The 16820-nt window shown below is 52.7% G+C and carries 18 protein-coding genes; 5 read left to right on the forward strand and 13 right to left on the reverse strand.

Going from position 1 to position 16820, the window contains the following annotated elements:
- Positions 1 to 237 (forward strand): non-oxidative hydroxyarylic acid decarboxylases subunit D, encoded by a 237-nt coding sequence (locus ACJHXA_RS15865; protein WP_000562984.1) that lies wholly within the window; start codon positions 1 to 3, stop codon positions 235 to 237.
- A 38-nt stretch (positions 238 to 275) separates the two neighbouring features.
- Here the strand turns inward: ACJHXA_RS15865 and ACJHXA_RS15870 are convergent, their stop codons facing one another.
- The 5 genes from ACJHXA_RS15870 to ltnD all read right to left on the reverse strand — a co-directional run bounded on the left by ACJHXA_RS15870 (position 276) and on the right by ltnD (position 5312).
- Positions 276 to 1640, reverse strand: a complete 1365-nt coding sequence (locus ACJHXA_RS15870; protein ID WP_000104439.1) for a GntP family transporter — start codon at positions 1638 to 1640, stop codon at positions 276 to 278.
- An 88-nt stretch (positions 1641 to 1728) separates the two neighbouring features.
- Positions 1729 to 2505: an HPr family phosphocarrier protein gene (locus ACJHXA_RS15875; RefSeq protein ID WP_001136918.1), complete on the reverse strand. Its 777-nt coding sequence runs from the start codon at positions 2503 to 2505 to the stop codon at positions 1729 to 1731.
- A 4-nt stretch (positions 2506 to 2509) separates the two neighbouring features.
- Positions 2510 to 3148 (reverse strand): aldolase, encoded by a 639-nt coding sequence (locus ACJHXA_RS15880; protein WP_001278994.1) that lies wholly within the window; start codon positions 3146 to 3148, stop codon positions 2510 to 2512.
- Positions 3145 to 4407, reverse strand: coding sequence for a 3-oxo-tetronate kinase (gene otnK / locus ACJHXA_RS15885; RefSeq protein WP_000590392.1), 1263 nt, complete (start codon positions 4405 to 4407; stop codon positions 3145 to 3147). Before otnK ends, ACJHXA_RS15880 begins: the two co-directional genes overlap by 4 nt.
- Complete coding sequence (gene ltnD, locus ACJHXA_RS15890) at positions 4404 to 5312, reverse strand: L-threonate dehydrogenase (protein WP_000847985.1); 909 nt, start codon at positions 5310 to 5312, stop codon at positions 4404 to 4406. The genes otnK and ltnD overlap by 4 nt, the downstream gene beginning before the upstream one ends.
- Positions 5313 to 5507: 195 nt before the next feature.
- On the opposite strand from ltnD, the gene ygbI reads away from it, so the two are divergent.
- Positions 5508 to 6275 (forward strand): DNA-binding transcriptional repressor YgbI, encoded by a 768-nt coding sequence (gene ygbI / locus ACJHXA_RS15895; protein WP_001297141.1) that lies wholly within the window; start codon positions 5508 to 5510, stop codon positions 6273 to 6275.
- Positions 6276 to 6325: 50 nt separating this feature from the next.
- Here ygbI and pphB read toward each other — a convergent pair whose 3' ends face one another.
- The gene (gene pphB, locus ACJHXA_RS15900) at positions 6326 to 6982 is read right to left on the reverse strand and encodes a protein-serine/threonine phosphatase (RefSeq protein WP_001141330.1); all 657 of its coding nucleotides are present in this window, start codon (positions 6980 to 6982) and stop codon (positions 6326 to 6328) included.
- A gap of 105 nt (positions 6983 to 7087) precedes the next feature.
- Positions 7088 to 9649: a DNA mismatch repair protein MutS gene (gene mutS / locus ACJHXA_RS15905; RefSeq protein ID WP_001272898.1), complete on the reverse strand. Its 2562-nt coding sequence runs from the start codon at positions 9647 to 9649 to the stop codon at positions 7088 to 7090.
- A 75-nt stretch (positions 9650 to 9724) separates the two neighbouring features.
- Here mutS and ACJHXA_RS15910 point away from each other — a divergent pair, with 75 nt between their 5' ends.
- Together ACJHXA_RS15910 and ACJHXA_RS15915 are read left to right on the forward strand one after the other, a co-directional pair.
- Complete coding sequence (locus ACJHXA_RS15910) at positions 9725 to 9904, forward strand: hypothetical protein (RefSeq protein WP_000611928.1); 180 nt, start codon at positions 9725 to 9727, stop codon at positions 9902 to 9904.
- A 31-nt stretch (positions 9905 to 9935) separates the two neighbouring features.
- On the forward strand, positions 9936 to 10289 hold the full coding sequence (locus ACJHXA_RS15915; protein ID WP_000015498.1) for a nitrous oxide-stimulated promoter family protein: 354 nt from the start codon (positions 9936 to 9938) through the stop codon (positions 10287 to 10289).
- Positions 10290 to 10325: 36 nt separating this feature from the next.
- Here ACJHXA_RS15915 and flhA read toward each other — a convergent pair whose 3' ends face one another.
- From flhA to hypA, 6 genes are all read right to left on the reverse strand, one after another.
- A complete protein-coding gene (gene flhA, locus ACJHXA_RS15920) occupies positions 10326 to 12404 on the reverse strand; it encodes a formate hydrogenlyase transcriptional activator FlhA (RefSeq protein WP_001297144.1) in 2079 nt (692 codons plus the stop codon).
- 73 nt (positions 12405 to 12477) lie between these two features.
- Positions 12478 to 13488, reverse strand: a complete 1011-nt coding sequence (gene hypE / locus ACJHXA_RS15925; RefSeq protein WP_001059931.1) for a hydrogenase maturation carbamoyl dehydratase HypE — start codon at positions 13486 to 13488, stop codon at positions 12478 to 12480.
- Entirely contained in the window at positions 13485 to 14606 is a 1122-nt protein-coding gene (gene hypD / locus ACJHXA_RS15930; protein WP_001212982.1) for a hydrogenase formation protein HypD, read from the reverse strand. Before hypD ends, hypE begins: the two co-directional genes overlap by 4 nt.
- Complete coding sequence (gene hypC, locus ACJHXA_RS15935; RefSeq protein ID WP_000334885.1) at positions 14606 to 14878, reverse strand: hydrogenase 3 maturation protein HypC; 273 nt, start codon at positions 14876 to 14878, stop codon at positions 14606 to 14608. Before hypC ends, hypD begins: the two co-directional genes overlap by 1 nt.
- Positions 14869 to 15741: a hydrogenase nickel incorporation protein HypB gene (gene hypB, locus ACJHXA_RS15940; RefSeq protein WP_000337665.1), complete on the reverse strand. Its 873-nt coding sequence runs from the start codon at positions 15739 to 15741 to the stop codon at positions 14869 to 14871. Before hypB ends, hypC begins: the two co-directional genes overlap by 10 nt.
- A 3-nt stretch (positions 15742 to 15744) precedes the next feature.
- Positions 15745 to 16095, reverse strand: coding sequence for a hydrogenase maturation nickel metallochaperone HypA (gene hypA / locus ACJHXA_RS15945; protein ID WP_001299100.1), 351 nt, complete (start codon positions 16093 to 16095; stop codon positions 15745 to 15747).
- Between the two features lie 211 nt (positions 16096 to 16306).
- Here hypA and hycA point away from each other — a divergent pair, with 211 nt between their 5' ends.
- The gene (gene hycA, locus ACJHXA_RS15950; RefSeq protein WP_000158056.1) at positions 16307 to 16768 is read left to right on the forward strand and encodes a formate hydrogenlyase regulator HycA; all 462 of its coding nucleotides are present in this window, start codon (positions 16307 to 16309) and stop codon (positions 16766 to 16768) included.
- Positions 16769 to 16820 lie beyond the last annotated feature (52 nt).

Raw genomic sequence — 16820 nt, forward strand, 5'->3', positions numbered from 1 at the left:
ATGATTTGTCCACGTTGTGCCGATGAACAGATTGAAGTGATGGCGAAATCGCCGGTGAAAGATGTCTGGACGGTATATCAGTGCCAGCATTGCCTTTATACCTGGCGCGATACCGAACCGCTGCGCCGTACCAGCCGCGAACATTATCCCGAAGCGTTCCGCATGACGCAGAAAGATATTGATGACGCGCCAATGGTGCCGAGCATCCCGCCGCTGCTGGTGGAAGGTAAGCGTTAAATAAAAGGTCCGATGCCCATCGGACCTTTTTATTAAGGTCAAATTACCGCCCATACGCACCAGGTAATTAAGAATCCGGTAAAACCGAGAATGGTCGTTAACACTGTCCAGGTTTTCAGACCGTCTGCTACCGACAACCCCAGATATTTGGTCACAATCCAGAACCCTGAGTCATTAATATGTGACGCGCCAAGCCCACCAAAGCAGGCTGCCAGCGTCACCAATACGCACTGAATCGGATTCAATCCCATCACCGCTTCTGAGAGTAACCCGCCGGTTGTCAGGATTGCTACGGTTGCTGACCCCTGCGATGCACGCAGAGCCAGTGAAATAATAAATGCGGCTGGTAACAGAGGCAGGTCAATCATTTGTAGCATATTGGCAAGGGCTTTGCCGACGCCCGATTCCACCAGCACTTTGCCAAATACCCCTCCAGCACCAGTAACCAAAATCACTACCGCCGCAGTGGGAAGGGCTGAGCCCATAATGTCGCTGGTGTGTTGTAAGCTCCAGCCGCGACGTAAAGCCAATAACCAGAATGCCAGCACCAGCGCAATCATTAGAGCTACCATTGGTGAGCCGATCAGCTGTAGCGTACCAAGCAGGGGATGCGAAGGCGGCATCAGTGTTGCGGAAACCGTACCCGCCATGATAATCGCGATAGGAATAACAATTAGCGAGGTGACCAGCGCGACGCCCGGTGGATTTATTTTATCGCTTAATTTTGTTGCGCCTTCCTCACTGGCCGGAGCCAGTTGCATCTGTTCCAGTACTTCCACCGACATCGCATATTGGCGCGTATTGATTATTTTCGCTGCAAAGTAGCCAACAATCCCTACGGGAATAGAAATCGCAATACCGATGATGGTTAGCCAGCCGATGTCTGCGTGGAGTAACCCCGCTGCGGCGACAGGGCCTGGATGCGGCGGTACCGCCACATGAACAGTTAGCATGATTCCAGCGACAGGCAGGCCAAATTTGAGTGGCGATATTTTGGCAACCTTGGCAAAACCGTAAATGATTGGCGCAAGAATAATAAAGCCGACATCAAAGAAGACGGGAATACCGAGGAAGAACGCTGCCAGAGTCAGCGCAGCGATAGTTCGTTTGTCACCTAACTTGCGACTGAAATAATTAGCCAGTGACTCTGCACCACCAGAGTGTTCGATCATACGCCCCAGCATAGCGCCCAGACCAATAATAATAGTGACGGAACCAAGCACACCGCCCATCCCGGCGATCATCACTTTACCCACTTCGCCCGCCGGTATACCCGCCGCAAGTGCGACTAACAGGCTGACGAGGAGCAGAGCAACGAATGGTTGTACCTTTGCCTTGATGACCAGCAGCAACAGCATGATTACGCCAGCTAACGCAATGCATAACAATGTAATTGTGGACATGGGAAACCCTGTCTGAAAGTTATAGTTAACCTACCCCATCCGTAGATGGGGGGATGTATGGGTACGTTGTAATTAGGGATTTAACGAATTAGCGCCAGGCGTCAAACCAGCCAAGCCCTTCTTCGGTGAGGCCACGAGGTTTATATTCACAACCGATCCAGCCCTGATATCCCACCTCATCGAACAGGCGGAACAGCCACGGATAGTTGATTTCTCCATCGTCCGGTTCATGTCGATCAGGTAGTCCGGCAATTTGTACGTGCGCATATTTCCCAGCGTAGTCGCGGATTAAATGCGTCAGGTTGCCATCTACTTTTTGCGCATGAAAAGTATCTAGTTGAATAAACACGTTATCTCGCGCAACCTCTTCAACAATAGCCAGTGCCTGATACTGGCTGGAGAAGAGATAATGAGGCTTAACGTCGGGGCTGAGTGCTTCAACTAATATTCGCTTGCCGTGTAGCGCAAAGCGGTCGGCAGCGTAGCGGAGATTATCGATAAATACTGCCCGGTACCGTTCAGCGTCTTCGCCAGCGGGCACGACGCCTGCCATCACATGGACTTGTTCACAATTGAGCGCCAATGCATATTCCAGTGCCAGGTCGATGTCTGCGTGTGCTTCGTGCTCACGTCCGGGAAGGGCGGATAATCCCCATTCCCCCGCATTAATATCTCCGGGAGCGGTATTGAACAGCGCCAGTGTCAGATGGTTTTGCTCCAGTTGCTTTTGGATTTGCAGGGTGGAGTAGTCATAGGGAAACAGAAATTCCACAGCATCGAACCCGGCTTTTCGCGCTGCGGCGAAGCGTTCAATAAAAGGCACTTCGGTGAACATCATGGATAAATTAGCTGCAAAACGAGGCATTGCATTAACTCCTTAATTCCGCAATTTCACCTGCGGTCAGATAACGGATCGGGCGGTCACCGAGAATAAAAATCAGCTTTGCCGTTTCCTCCAGCTCTTCCATATTGTTGGCGGCTTCTTGCAGGCTTTCACCGCAAACCACTGGGCCATGATTTGCCAGTAAAAAAGCCTGATTGTCTGCTGCCAGTTCCGCCAGATCCTGTGCGATGCGTTTATCGCCCGGTCGGTAATAAGGCACCAGCGGGACATTTCCCATCCGCATCACCACGTATGGTGTGAACGGACGAATAACGTTGCTGCTGTCCAGCCCTTGCAGGCAGGAAAGCGCCGTCGACCATGTGCTGTGCAAATGCACCACCGCTTTACAGCGCGGATTGTTGCGATACAGCGCCAGATGAAAGAGCACCTCTTTCGAGGGTTTGTCACCACTTAACCATTCGCCATCCGCGGCGACTTTGGAAAGCCGCTGCGGATCGAGATTGCCCAGGCATGAACCTGTCGGTGTCGCCAGTAAATTCCCGTCAGGTAAAAGCAGCGACAGATTGCCAGCCGAACCGGTTGCATAGCCGCGCTGAAAGAATGAACTGGCAATCCGCGTCATCTCCTCTCGCAAAGACTGCTCTACTTTTGCGAAATCGCTCATGATAAAAACTCTCTTTGGGCTCGTGAAAAAAAAGCTTCATCACCGAAGTTGCCAGATTTAAGGGCGAGTGAGACAGGCTTATCCAGTGCGTTTACCCACGGCACGCCGGGGGAAATGGTTGGGCCAATATGAAACCCTTTTATGCCCAGGCTCTGTGTGACTACGCCGGAGGTCTCACCGCCTGCGACAATAAAGCGTGTCACGCCTTCCGCTGCTAACCGCGCCGCTAGTTGAGAAAATAGAGTTTCTACTGCCTGACTGGCTTTTTGTGCACCGTATTGCTGTTGAATTGCTGCCAATGCGTCAGTGCTGGCGGTGGCAAAAACCAGTGGAGCAAGTACACTTTCCTGGCCCAGAACCCACTCTGCCAGTTCGTGTGCATAAGCGGCCAGAGTTTCGGTTGAGAGGCAGCGTGCCACATCAACTTCACGGGCTGGTGCAATTTGACGGTAATGTGCCACCTGGCGGTTGGTCATTTGAGAGCATGAACCGGAGAGCACTACGCCGCGCCCAGCGAGCGGATGCCCTGCTTCGCGAGCCTGGTTACCGTTTTCTTGCGCCCACTGCCGGGCCAGGCCAATCGCCAGACCAGAACCGCCCGTTACCAGTGGGGCATCGCGCAAGGCTTCTCCCTGAATTTCCAGATGGTGTTCGGTCAGCGCATCAAGCACCGCGTAGCGGTAGCCCTCTTGCTGTAAGCGAGCCAGCTCTTGACGAACGGCATCCACACCTTGTTCGAAAACATGTGCCGAAACGACGCCGCAGCGCCCTGTGGATTGCGCTTCAACCAGACGGGGAAGATAGCTGTCGGTCATGGGATTTACCGGGTGATGGCGCATCCCGGATTCGGCCAGCAGTTGATTCATTACGAACAAATACCCCTGATAAACCGTACGTCCGTTGACCGGCAGGGCCGGAGAGAAGACCGTAAACGGCGTGTCGAGAGCATCCATTAATGCATCGGTAACCGGGCCGATATTACCTTTCGCCGTACTGTCGAAAGTAGAGCAGTATTTGAAATAGATCTGTTTGCAACCTTGCTGTTGCAACCAGCTCAGAGCCGCCAGCGATTGCTGTGTGGCTTCAACCACCGGACAGGAGCGCGTTTTCAGGCTGATCACCAGTGCGTCGATTGCTTCCGGCATTTTACCTGTTGGAACACCGTTAATTTGTACCGTTGGTAGACCGTTTTCCACCAGAAAACTGGCGATATCCGTCGCGCCGGTAAAATCATCGGCGATAACGCCAATCTTGATCATGATTTCGCTCCCGGTAGAGTGATGCCAGAGAAAATCTTGATAACTGCGCTATCGTCTTCTTTCCCGTAACCTGCGTTACTGGCGCTGGTGAACATATTCAATGCTGTTGAGGCCAATGGCAGCGGGAAGTGCAGGGCTTTGGCTGTATCGGCAACCAGACCAAGATCCTTAACAAAAATATCGACGGCTGAATGCGGGGTGTAATCGCCATCCACCACATGACGCATCCGGTTTTCGAACATCCAGGAATTTCCGGCGGCATTGGTCACGACGTCATACATCACATCCAGCGGGATCCCCGCACGGGCTGCAAGTGCCATCGCTTCGGCTCCGGCAGCAATATGTACGCCCGCTAACAACTGGTGAATAATTTTTACGGTCGAACCTAGTCCCGGTTCTGCACCTATGCGATAAACTTTTCCGGCAACGGCTTCCAGCACGGGTGCCAGTCGTTCAAAGGCAATATCGCTACCGGAGGCCATGACAGTCATTTCACCGTTAGCGGCTTTTACTGCACCACCAGAAACTGGCGCATCCAGCATTTCCAGATCGAATCCAGCCAGAGCGGTAGCAATTTCTTGCGCATCAGCACTAGCGATAGTGGAAGAAACCATTACTGCCGTACCGGGTTTCAGATGTTGTGCAACGCCTGTTTCACCAAACAGCACCTGTTTAACCTGGGCCGCATTGACCACCAGCACCAGCAGAGCGTCCAGTTTTTCGGCAAACGTCGCGGCGTTATCAGAAACCCCGCAAGCACCTGCCTCTTTCAACGTAGCGCAGGCATTGCTGTTCAGGTCTGCGCCCCAGGTAGAAAGACCTGCGCGGACACATGACAGTGCTGCTCCCATTCCCATTGACCCTAAGCCAACGATACCGACATGAAACTCAGATCCCGTTTTCATCTGCTCTCCTTGTTAATTTAAGTGATATTTTGTTTGATATTGTGAATATAAGCGCTGGAAGATAACGATATGGTGAGCTGATTCACATAAATTAACATTGTGTGTTATTTTATGTGAACTAAGCGTTAGTTGCGCCGCGCACGTTTCGCAGGCAAATAGCGTAGAATGTCAGCAGGACAAAGGAAGGAGCAAAAGTTGATACCCGTAGAGCGTCGCCAAATCATCCTTGAGATGGTAGCTGAAAAAGGCATTGTCAGTATTGCTGAACTAACGGACAGAATGAATGTGTCACATATGACCATTCGTCGGGATTTACAAAAACTGGAGCAGCAGGGAGCCGTTGTGCTGGTGTCCGGAGGCGTCCAGTCTCCGGGACGCGTGGCGCATGAACCTTCTCATCAGGTAAAAACTGCGCTGGCAATGACGCAAAAAGCGGCTATTGGCAAGCTGGCGGCAAGTCTTGTTCAGCCGGGAAGTTGTATCTATCTGGATGCGGGAACGACCACGTTAGCGATAGCACAGCATCTGATTCACATGGAGTCACTGACTGTGGTCACAAACGATTTCGTTATTGCGAACTACTTGCTCGACAACAGTAATTGCACAATTATTCACACTGGCGGTGCAGTGTGTCGGGAAAACCGTTCCTGTGTCGGGGAAGCCGCTGCGACCATGCTGCGCAGCCTGATGATTGATCAGGCTTTTATTTCTGCATCGTCATGGAGTGTGCGGGGGATTTCTACGCCAGCGGAAGATAAAGTCACGGTGAAACGGGCGATTGCCAGTGCCAGCCGCCAGCGAGTTTTGGTCTGTGATGCGACGAAATATGGTCAGGTGGCGACATGGCTGGCGTTACCATTAAGCGAGTTTGATCAGATTATTACAGACGACGGTTTGCCGGAGAGTGCCAGTCGCGCGCTGGCGAAGCAGGATCTCTCTTTGCTGGTAGCGAAAAATGAATAATGGCCTGCAATAACATCTGGTTACTCATGCTTCACAGAAGAAGCATGAGACTACCTTATTTTATAAAATGACAGCCGCCCACTTTTCGGCGATCCGGTATCAATATAAATCTGGTTAGCGAACGTCTGAATGTTATCAAACATCATATGTCCAAATATAAAATAATCAGCGCCGTTTATTTGTTGTAACTCGCCATTAAGCGATTTCTGCACACGATCAACAGGCCAGAGTAATTCGCTCTCCGCTATTTCTTTACCAAAGAGATATTCACTCCCCGGATAATCTGCATGTGCGATGACATATTTTATGTTGTCGTTAGTGATTTCAATAATATGTGGAAGGTGATGGAATTTCAGCAACAGATCTGTAGCTTCTTTTTGCTCTGAATCATTTAAATCGAAAAACCAGTCACCACCGCTGGCAAGCCACATATTGCCATCGCCGGTCGCGAACGCATCCAGCGCCATTGCTTCGTGGTTGCCTTTAACGGAGATAAACCAGGGCTGGTTTAGCAGGCGCAGGACGTCAAGACTCTCCGGCCCACGATCAATATTATCGCCGACAGAAATAAGTAAGTCGGTTTCGGGGAAAAAAGAGAGTTGATGTAAGCGGGATTGTAATAACTGATATTCACCATGAATATCACCAACGACCCATATATGGCGATAGTGATGGGCATTGATTTTTTGATAGCGTGTAGATGGCATGGTTTTACCCTGTAAAATAAGCTTTCCTATTATACAGGGTATTTTTATTTGATTCGTCAGTTGTCGTTAATATTCCCGATAGCAAAAGACTATCGGGAATTTTTATTACACCAGACTCTTCAAGCGATAAATCCACTCCAGCGCCTGACGCGGAGTCAGTGAATCCGGGTCCAGGTTTTCCAGTGCCTCGACCGCAGGCGAAGTTTCTTCTGGTACGGACAGCAAAGACATTTGCGTACCATCCACTTGCGTAGCGGCGGCGTTCGGCGAAATGCTTTCCAGCTCACGCAGTTTTTGCCGTGCGCGCTTAATAACCTCTTTCGGTACGCCCGCCAGAGCAGCAACCGCCAGGCCGTAGCTTTTGCTCGCCGCGCCATCCTGCACGCTGTGCATAAAGGCAATGGTGTCGCCGTGCTCCAGTGCATCGAGATGCACGTTGGCGACGCCTTCCATTTTCTCCGGTAACTGTGTCAGCTCGAAATAGTGGGTGGCAAACAGCGTCAATGCCTTAATCTTATTCGCCAGATTTTCCGCGCACGCCCACGCCAGCGACAGACCATCGTAAGTGGACGTTCCACGCCCGATCTCATCCATCAATACCAGACTATATTCGGTGGCATTATGTAAAATATTGGCGGTTTCGGTCATCTCCACCATAAAGGTCGAACGCCCGGAAGCCAGGTCATCTGCCGCGCCTACGCGGGTAAAGATACGGTCAATCGGGCCAATCTCGACTTTTTGCGCCGGTACGTAGCTGCCGATATAGGCCATTAGCGCAATCAACGCGGTCTGGCGCATATAGGTACTTTTACCGCCCATGTTCGGACCGGTGATGATCAACATGCGACGCTGCGGCGACAGATTCAGCGGGTTGGCGATAAACGGCTCATTCAGCACCTGTTCAACCACCGGATGGCGGCCTTCGGTAATGCGAATGCCCGGTTTATCAATAAAGGTCGGGCAGGTGTAGTTCAGGGTATAGGCCCGTTCCGCCAGGTTCACCAGCACGTCGAGTTCCGCCAGCGCGCTCGCGCTCTGTTGCAACGCTTCCAGATGCGGCAACAGCAGGTCGAACAGTTCTTCATAAAGCTGTTTTTCCAGAGCCAGTGCTTTGCCTTTTGAGGTGAGAACTTTATCTTCGTACTCTTTTAGCTCTGGAATGATGTAGCGCTCGGCGTTTTTCAGCGTCTGGCGACGCATGTAGTTGATGGGTGCCAGATGGCTTTGCCCACGGCTGATTTGAATGTAGTAGCCGTGCACCGCATTAAAGCCAACTTTCAGCGTGTCCAGGCCGGTACGTTCACGCTCGCGGACTTCCAGACGCTCCAGATAATCGGTCGCGCCGTCAGCCAGCGCGCGCCACTCATCCAGCTCTTCGTTATAGCCCGATGCGATAACACCACCGTCGCGTACCAGCACCGGCGGTGTGTCGATGATTGCTCGCTCCAGCAGATCGCGCAGCTCGGCAAACTCGCCCATCTTCTCACGTAGCGCCTGTACCGGTGCACTATCGACAGTTTCTAACTGCGCACGCAGCTCCGGCAGTTGCTGGAAAGCGTGGCGCATACGGGCCAGATCGCGTGGGCGAGCAGTTCGTAAAGCCAGACGTGCCAGAATACGTTCCAGGTCGCCGACCTGACGCAGTACCGGCTGCAACTCGGCGGTGAAATCCTGCAATGCGCCAATAGTTTGCTGGCGCTCAAGCAACACGCGGGTATCGCGCACTGGCATATGCAGCCAGCGTTTCAGCATACGACTACCCATCGGCGTGACGGTGCAGTCGAGCACAGAAGCCAGCGTATTTTCCGCACCGCCCGCCAGGTTCTGAGTAATTTCCAGGTTACGACGTGTCGCGGCATCCATAATGATGCTGTCCTGCTCACGTTCCATGGTGATAGAACGAATATGCGGCAGGGTCGTGCGTTGGGTATCTTTCGCATACTGCAACAGACAACCGGCAGCACAAAGTCCGCGCGGCGCGTTCTCGACGCCAAAACCGACCAGATCGCGGGTGCCAAATTGCAGATTCAACTGCTGGCGCGCGGTGTCGATTTCAAACTCCCACAGCGGGCGACGGCGCAGGCCGCGACGGCCTTCAATCAGCGACATCTCGGCGAAATCTTCTGCATACAGCAGTTCCGCCGGATTAGTGCGTTGCAGCTCTGCCGCCATCGTTTCGCGGTCGGCCGGTTCGCTCAGGCGAAAACGCCCGGAGCTGATATCCAGCGTCGCGTAGCCGAAACCTTTGCTGTCCTGCCAGATAGCCGCCAGCAGGTTGTCCTGACGCTCCTGTAACAGGGCTTCATCGCTGATGGTGCCTGGCGTAACGATACGCACAACTTTGCGCTCAACCGGACCTTTGCTGGTCGCCGGATCGCCAATTTGTTCGCAGATGGCAACGGACTCTCCCTGATTCACCAGTTTGGCGAGATAGTTTTCCACCGCATGGTAGGGAATCCCCGCCATCGGGATCGGCTCTCCCGCCGAAGCACCGCGTTTGGTCAGTGAAATATCCAGCAGTTGCGACGCGCGTTTTGCGTCGTCATAAAACAGTTCATAAAAATCACCCATCCGGTAAAACAGCAGGATCTCGGGATGCTGGGCTTTCAGCTTGAGATACTGCTGCATCATGGGCGTATGGGCGTCGAAATTTTCTATTGCACTCATGGGGTTATGTCCGGTTCCCTGATATTAAATGGGGTGTGATGGTTTTTATTTTCGTTGTAATCACATAAGGCGCACATGATACCGGAGTTAATCATTTCAGGGGAAGAAGCGAACGGCGAGTTCTTGATGCTGGTTCCGGGAAAGATGCTGTTTTGCAGCTTTTGCGTGATGCTTATGAAGCAAGTACGCAAAATTGCGTCGGTTGGCGAACCTTTCTTCTTTAGAGTCATAGTGCCCTTTAAGATTAAGATGTAATATAAATACATCTTAATGAGGTGGAGGCAGCATGTCCGGCAAGCGTATCTCTCGTGAAAAACTGACGATTAAAAAAATGATCGATCTTTATCAAGCGAAATGCCCGCAGGCGTCAGCGGAGCCGGAGCATTACGAGGCGTTGTTTGTTTACGCGCAAAAGCGGCTGGATAAATGTGTGTTCGGCGAAGAGAAACCAGCCTGTAAGCAGTGTCCGGTGCACTGTTACCAGCCTGCAAAGCGTGAAGAGATGAAACAGATTATGCGTTGGGCCGGGCCGAGAATGCTGTGGCGTCATCCGATCTTAACCGTGCGTCATCTCATCGATGACAAGCGTCCGGTGCCAGAACTGCCGGAAAAATATCGTCCGAAAAAACCTCGTGAATAGTATGCCGGACAGGCAGATCTGTCCGGCAATTTGCAGTTAAATCAATGCCGATTTATCAATTCCCAGCCGCTTCATCCGTGACAGCAGGGTCGTGCGTTTCAGCCCCAGACGTTGCGCAGCGCCTTTAGGCCCGGCAACCACGCCGTTGGTTTCTTTCAGCACGCGAACAATCAACTGATATTCATCTTCGCCCTCCTGGGCGACAACCGTTGCGGCAGGCGGCGTTTCAGGTTCCGGTAAAACAATATCTGGCAATGACAGCTGCAGCACGTTACCGCGTGTTAGCAATACCGCGCGCTCAATGACGTTTTCCAGTTCGCGTACGTTACCCGGCCACTCCATGTTGCTCAAGGTGCGCAGCGTCTCGGCAGGAATGCTGTCGATATTGCGCCCCAGACGACGGGCAATTTTGAAGGTAAAGGCTTTCGCCAGCAGCGGAATATCTTCCGGACGCTCGCGTAGTGGCGGCAGGTGAATCGGGAATACGTTCAGGCGGTAATAGAGATCGCTACGGAACTCTCGGTCGGCGACCATTTTTTTCAGATCGCGGTTAGTCGCGGCGATTAGACGCACGTCCGTCTGAATGATTTTGTTGCTGCCGAGACGTTCAAACTCCTGTTCCTGCAATACACGCAGCAACTTCGGCTGTAACTCCAGTGGCATATCGCCCACTTCGTCGAGGAACAGGGAGCTTTTATCCGCCAGTTCAAAACGACCAATGCGCTGGGCGCTGGCACCGGTAAAAGCCCCACGCTCATGACCAAACAGATCGCTTTCCAGCAATCCGGCAGGCATCGCCGCGCAGTTCATTTTGACCATGCGGCGATTATTACGCCCACTGAGATTATGGATCGCACGGGCAATCAGCTCTTTACCCGTGCCAGTTTCACCGAGGATCAGCACGGTACTGTCACTTTGCGCCACCATTTCAACTTGTTTAAGCACGCTGTACATGGCTTCGCTGCGGCCAATAATCTCGCCAAATTCACTATCAACATTGTTGAGCTGCTCGGTCAGGGCGAGGTTTTCATCAACCAGCCGTTCTTTCAGACGATGGATTTCCTGATAGGCGAGGGCGTTATCGACAGCGATTGCCACACGTTCGGCAATCTGGCGCAGTAAATTCAGATTGGTAGTGGTAAACACTTTCTCTTCGCATTGCGCCAGTTTCAGCACGCCCAGCATGGTGTCGCCAGACATCAGCGGTAACAGGCACAAGGTTTGAATCTGGTTGCCCCAGGTGTCGAACAACATGCGTTCATAGGGGGCTAAATCGTCCCGCTCGTGGAGATTGATCAGCAGCATCTCTTTACTTTTGAACACGCGTTCGGTGAGGGTTCCGGCTTCATCGACTTCGCTCTGTTCGTGGGCGGGATGTTGTTTATCAAGATAGTGAGTGGAGTAGATGTTGAGTTTGTTTTTACGGTGGCTGCGTAAGACGATACTGATATCGTCAATGTCGAAATAGTAATGGATTTCTTTGGCGACTTCGCTGACCAGTTCGTCCATATCCAGGCGGGAAAGCACCGCGTTGGTAATGGCAACCAGGATGCGGAAGTTATCGCGCTCCCGGCATAACAACTCATAGTCGACATTGTTGACGACGCGGCTCTGGATTTGTTCGGTGACGACAGAAACGATCTGCGTAAATGTTTGCAGACGATTGAACTCTTTTTCGCTCCAGGGGCGATCGTCATAACGAATAAATTCACAGCCACCAAAAATATGCCCTTCTGCCGCCAGTGGCATCAGGCAATAGTGACCAAATTTTGGGTATAGCCCACCTGCGGCCAGCTGCGGCCAGGTTTCACAAAATTCTTCGTAACTGCAATGCAGCGTATCAGGGCGCGACAAAATGCTGCGTACCGGACCGTGTGCCAGAACAGTTTCGTCTTCATATTTAATGGGGGTGTCTTTTTCACGCGATGCGTAATAAGACGCACGTTGAGTCTGCGCTTGCCACAACACAATAGCCGCGTTGTCGGCGAGCGCAGAACGCTTTACCAGTTGCGAAAGAGCCTCACACAGCGAGGCCAGATCGGGCTGCTGCAATAGTGTCCGAGTGATGTCGAACAACCCTTGCTGTCCGAGATCACTCATCGGTGTATATGACATTTTGTTCTTCCAGGAAAGCACCGCAAAGCGGTGCAAAAGGTCATTGACTAACTATAGGAGATTTAGAATTTTATTAGCATATACGCGGAAGCGGTTCGGCGTGTGGTAAATCGAGGGTTCGTTTCACGCCATACAGACCGGCAAGACGAACACCTTTACGTTCCACCACTTCACCAATCAGCGCCGCGTCTTTCCCCAGTGGATGGGAATGTAACGCAGCCAGCACTTGCTCTGCCGCGTTGCGTTCAACGGCGATCACCAGTTTGCCTTCGTTGGCAAAGTTCAGGGCGTCCAGTCCCAGCAATTCGCAAACGCCGCGCACGGCAGGTTTAACCGGCAGCGCTGATTCAGAAATTTCAATACCGCAACCGCAGGCTGCCGCGAACTCATGAACCACCGCATTTACACCACCACGGGTGGCATCACGCAGCGCTTTCACGCCGGGAATGTCACGCAGCGTCTGAATAAGCGGCGTCAGCACCGCGCAGTCGCTGACCAGTTCGCCATCCAGCCCCAGCTGCTCACGCAGGTTAAGGATAGTCGCCCCGTGGTCGCCGAGCGTGCCGCTCACCAGCAACACATCGCCTGCGGTTAGCGTCTGTGCGCCCCAATGAATATTCGCCGGAATTGCGCCCATGCCAGCGGTGTTGATAAACAGTTTATCTGCCGCGCCGCGCTGCACCACTTTAGTATCGCCAGTAACGATGGCAATGCCTGCCGTGCGCGCGGTTTCTGCCATGCTGGTCACTACGGCTTTCAGTGTCTCCATCGGCAATCCTTCTTCGAGGATAAAGCCACAGGAGAGATAGCGCGGAATAGCGCCACTGACCGCAACGTCATTCGCAGTGCCGCAAATCGCCAGCTTGCCGATATTACCGCCAGGAAAGAACAGCGGGTCAATGACGTAACTGTCGGTGGAGAACGCCAGACGGTCGCCTTCCGCTACCAGCTGCGCCAGATCAAGACGTGCCTGATCTTCCTGCTCTGCCAGCCACGGGTTGGCAAAGGCTTCCATAAACAGGCTGTTGATTAATTGCTGCATCGCCTGGCCGCCGCTGCCGTGGGCGAGTTGGATATTATTCACGCTTCACTCTCCTGCTGACGATACTGATACCACGCGGCGCACGCTCCTTCGGAGGAGACCATCAGTGCACCAAATGCGGTTTGAGGATTACAGGTGTTACCAAACAGCGGGCATTGATGCGGCTTACATTTGCCCGTTAATACTTCACCACAACGTGCGCGCGGGTCATCGCAGACCTGCTGCGGTGCCGGGCGGAAATGTGCTTCGGCATCGAATCGTTGATAATCCGGCGTCAGGTGTACGCCAGAAGATTCAATCACGCCTAAGCCGCGCCATTCGCTGTCGCCGTTGACACAGAACACATCGGCAATCGCCTGTTGCGCCAGCAGGTTACCGGCATCCGGTACCACTCGACGATACTGATTCTCTACCTTGCTGTGGGCCGCTATTTTCTGCTCCACCAGCATGACCACGCCTTGTAGTAGATCAAGGGGTTCGAAACCAGCGACCACCAGCGGACGATGAAAATCGCTGGCGATAAAATTATAGGCATCAGTGCCGATAACCATACTAACGTGGCCCGGCGCGAGGAACGCGTCGATACCGTTATCCGGCTGTTCCAGCAAACTGCGCAGCGTCGGGATAAGCGTAATATGCTGGCAGAAGAAGTAAAAATTCTGCACATCGCGGGCTTTCGCCTGTTGCAGGGTGATGGCGGTGGTCGGCATGGTGGTTTCAAAACCTAAGCCGAAGAATACGACTTTACGGGTTGGATTCTCCTGCGCCAGTTTCAACGCATCCATCGGCGAGTAAACGATGCGCACATCGGCACCGCGTGCTTTTGCCTGCAACAGCGATCCCTGTTTCCCTGGTACGCGCATGGCGTCGCCAAAGGTACAGAAGATGACTTCCGGATGGCTGGCAATCTCCACGCAGGTGTCGATTCTACCCATCGGCAGTACACACACCGGACAACCCGGACCGTGGATAAACTCAACGTTTTCCGGCAGTAACTGGTCGAGGCCGAATTTAAAGATAGCGTGGGTATGACCGCCACACACTTCCATAATCCGCAGAGGGCGTTCGGCGGTGTAAGAGAGATGTGAAGCACGTTCGCGCAGATGCTCAATTAACTGCATCACCTGTTCCGGCGCGCGATATTCATCAACAAAACGCATTATTTTTCCTCGCCATACAACAGCGCGCCGACATCCGGCTCAACGTCAAACATGTTTTGTAAGGCGTCGAGAGTGTCGCGTGCTTCGGCTTCATTAATTACGCTCATGGCAAAGCCAACGTGAACCAGTACCCACTGGCCCACGCGCGGCTGACCGTTTTTATCGCAGCTGCCGACTAACGTTAAATCGACATCGCGCTGAATGCCGCAGACGTCGACTTTCGCCTGGTTGCCGTCAATGGTGCGGATCTGGCCGGGAACGCCTATGCACATCGCTGTGTCTCCAGCCAGTTCAGCCACTGGTCCATCCCTTCGCCGCTGGTGGCGGAAATAAGGATGATTTCAATTTCTGGATTGACTTCGCGTGCGCAGGCGATGCACTTCTCAACGTCAAAGTTGAGATACGGCAAAAGGTCAACTTTGTTGAGCAGCATCAGCGAGGCGGCGGCAAACATATGCGGATATTTCAGCGGTTTGTCTTCACCTTCGGTAACGGAAAGGACCGCTACTTTGTGTTTTTCACCGAGATCGAAGCTGGCCGGGCATACGAGGTTGCCAACGTTTTCGATAAACAGAATACCGTTATCGTCCAGTGGCAGACGCGGTGCGGCGTCGGCAATCATCTGTGCGTCAAGGTGGCAGCCTTTACCAGTGTTCACCTGAATCGCTGGTGTGCCGGTAGCGCGAATGCGTGCGGCATCGTTCACGGTTTGCTGATCGCCTTCAATAACTGCGCACGGAACGCTGTCTTTCAGGCGCATTAAGGTTTCCGTCAGCAGGGTGGTTTTACCGGAACCAGGGCTGGAAACCAGGTTGAGCACCAGTTGCTTGCGGGCAGCAAAGCGCGCGCGGTTGCGTTCAGCCAGACGGTTATTTTTGTCCAGCACGTCAATTTCGACTTCCAGCATCCGACGCTGGCTCATGCCCGGCGCGTGAGTGCCCGCTTCGCCATGACCGTAATGCAGGTCGCCTTCTTCAGTCTGGCTGGGGGTAAATTCAGGCGCTTTAATGCCGGTGATTTTCATCTTCGGGCGTGCCGCCGGGGCAAATGGCGCGCTACGAAACGCGGAATGAGGGTTATGTTCATCACCCTCGATATACAGGTTGCCTTCACCGCAACCGCATGTTGTACACATCGCTCACTCCTGGTCTATTTCTATCCGCCGAATCTGTAAACCGTCGTCTGCCACAATCTGTAGCATGTCACCATGACACTGTGGACAGCGGCGGACGCGCTGGGTCAGTAGCGTCACATACTGTTGGCATGTTTCACACCAGCATTCGGCCTCTTGTTCTTCGAGGTGCAGTTTACAACCTTCCGCCACGCTGCCGCGGCAAACCAGATCAAAACAAAAGGCAAGAGAGCTGGTTTCGACACAAGAAAATGCGCCAATTTTGAGCCAGACCCCAGTTACGCGTTTTGCGCCGTGTTTTGCGGCCTGCTGTTCGATCAATTCCAGTGCCCGTTGGCAGAGGGTTATTTCGTGCATATCGCCTCCCATTAACTATTGCCAGCTACAAGCAATAATTGTGCCAGTGTTGATTATCCCTGCGGTGAATAATGTCGATGATGTCGAAATGACACGTCGACACGGCGACGAAATTCATCTTTATCTTAAAAATCTCTTTAATAACAATAAATTAAAAGTTGGCACAAAAAATGCTTAAAGCTGGCATCTCTGTTAAACGGGTAACCTGACAATGACTATTTGGGAAATAAGCGAGAAAGCCGATTACATCGCACAGCGGCATCGTCGCCTACAGGACCAGTGGCACATCTACTGCAATTCGCTGGTTCAGGGGATCACGTTATCGAAAGCGCGCCTGCATCACGCCATGAGCTGCGCGCCGGACAAAGAACTCTGTTTCGTCCTTTTTGAACATTTTCGTATTTACGTCACCCTGGCGGATGGCTTTAACAGCCACACCATCGAGTATTACGTCGAAACAAAAGATGGCGAAGACAAACAGCGGATTGCGCAGGCGCAACTGAGCATTGACGGCATGATTGATGGCAAGGTCAACATCCGCGATCGCGAACAGGTTCTGGAACACTATCTCGAAAAAATCGCTGGCGTTTACGACAGCTTATACACCGCCATTGAAAACAATGTGCCGGTGAATTTAAGCCAACTGGTAAAGGGACAAAGCCCGGCAGCATGAGCTGAGGCTTTGCCCGTTTTGCAGGCGTTACGCCTGTTTGGGGATGGGCGTG

The sequence above is a fragment of the Escherichia sp. WS33 genome (assembly GCF_046486385.1).
In the GTDB taxonomy this organism is placed as follows: domain Bacteria; phylum Pseudomonadota; class Gammaproteobacteria; order Enterobacterales; family Enterobacteriaceae; genus ECMA0423.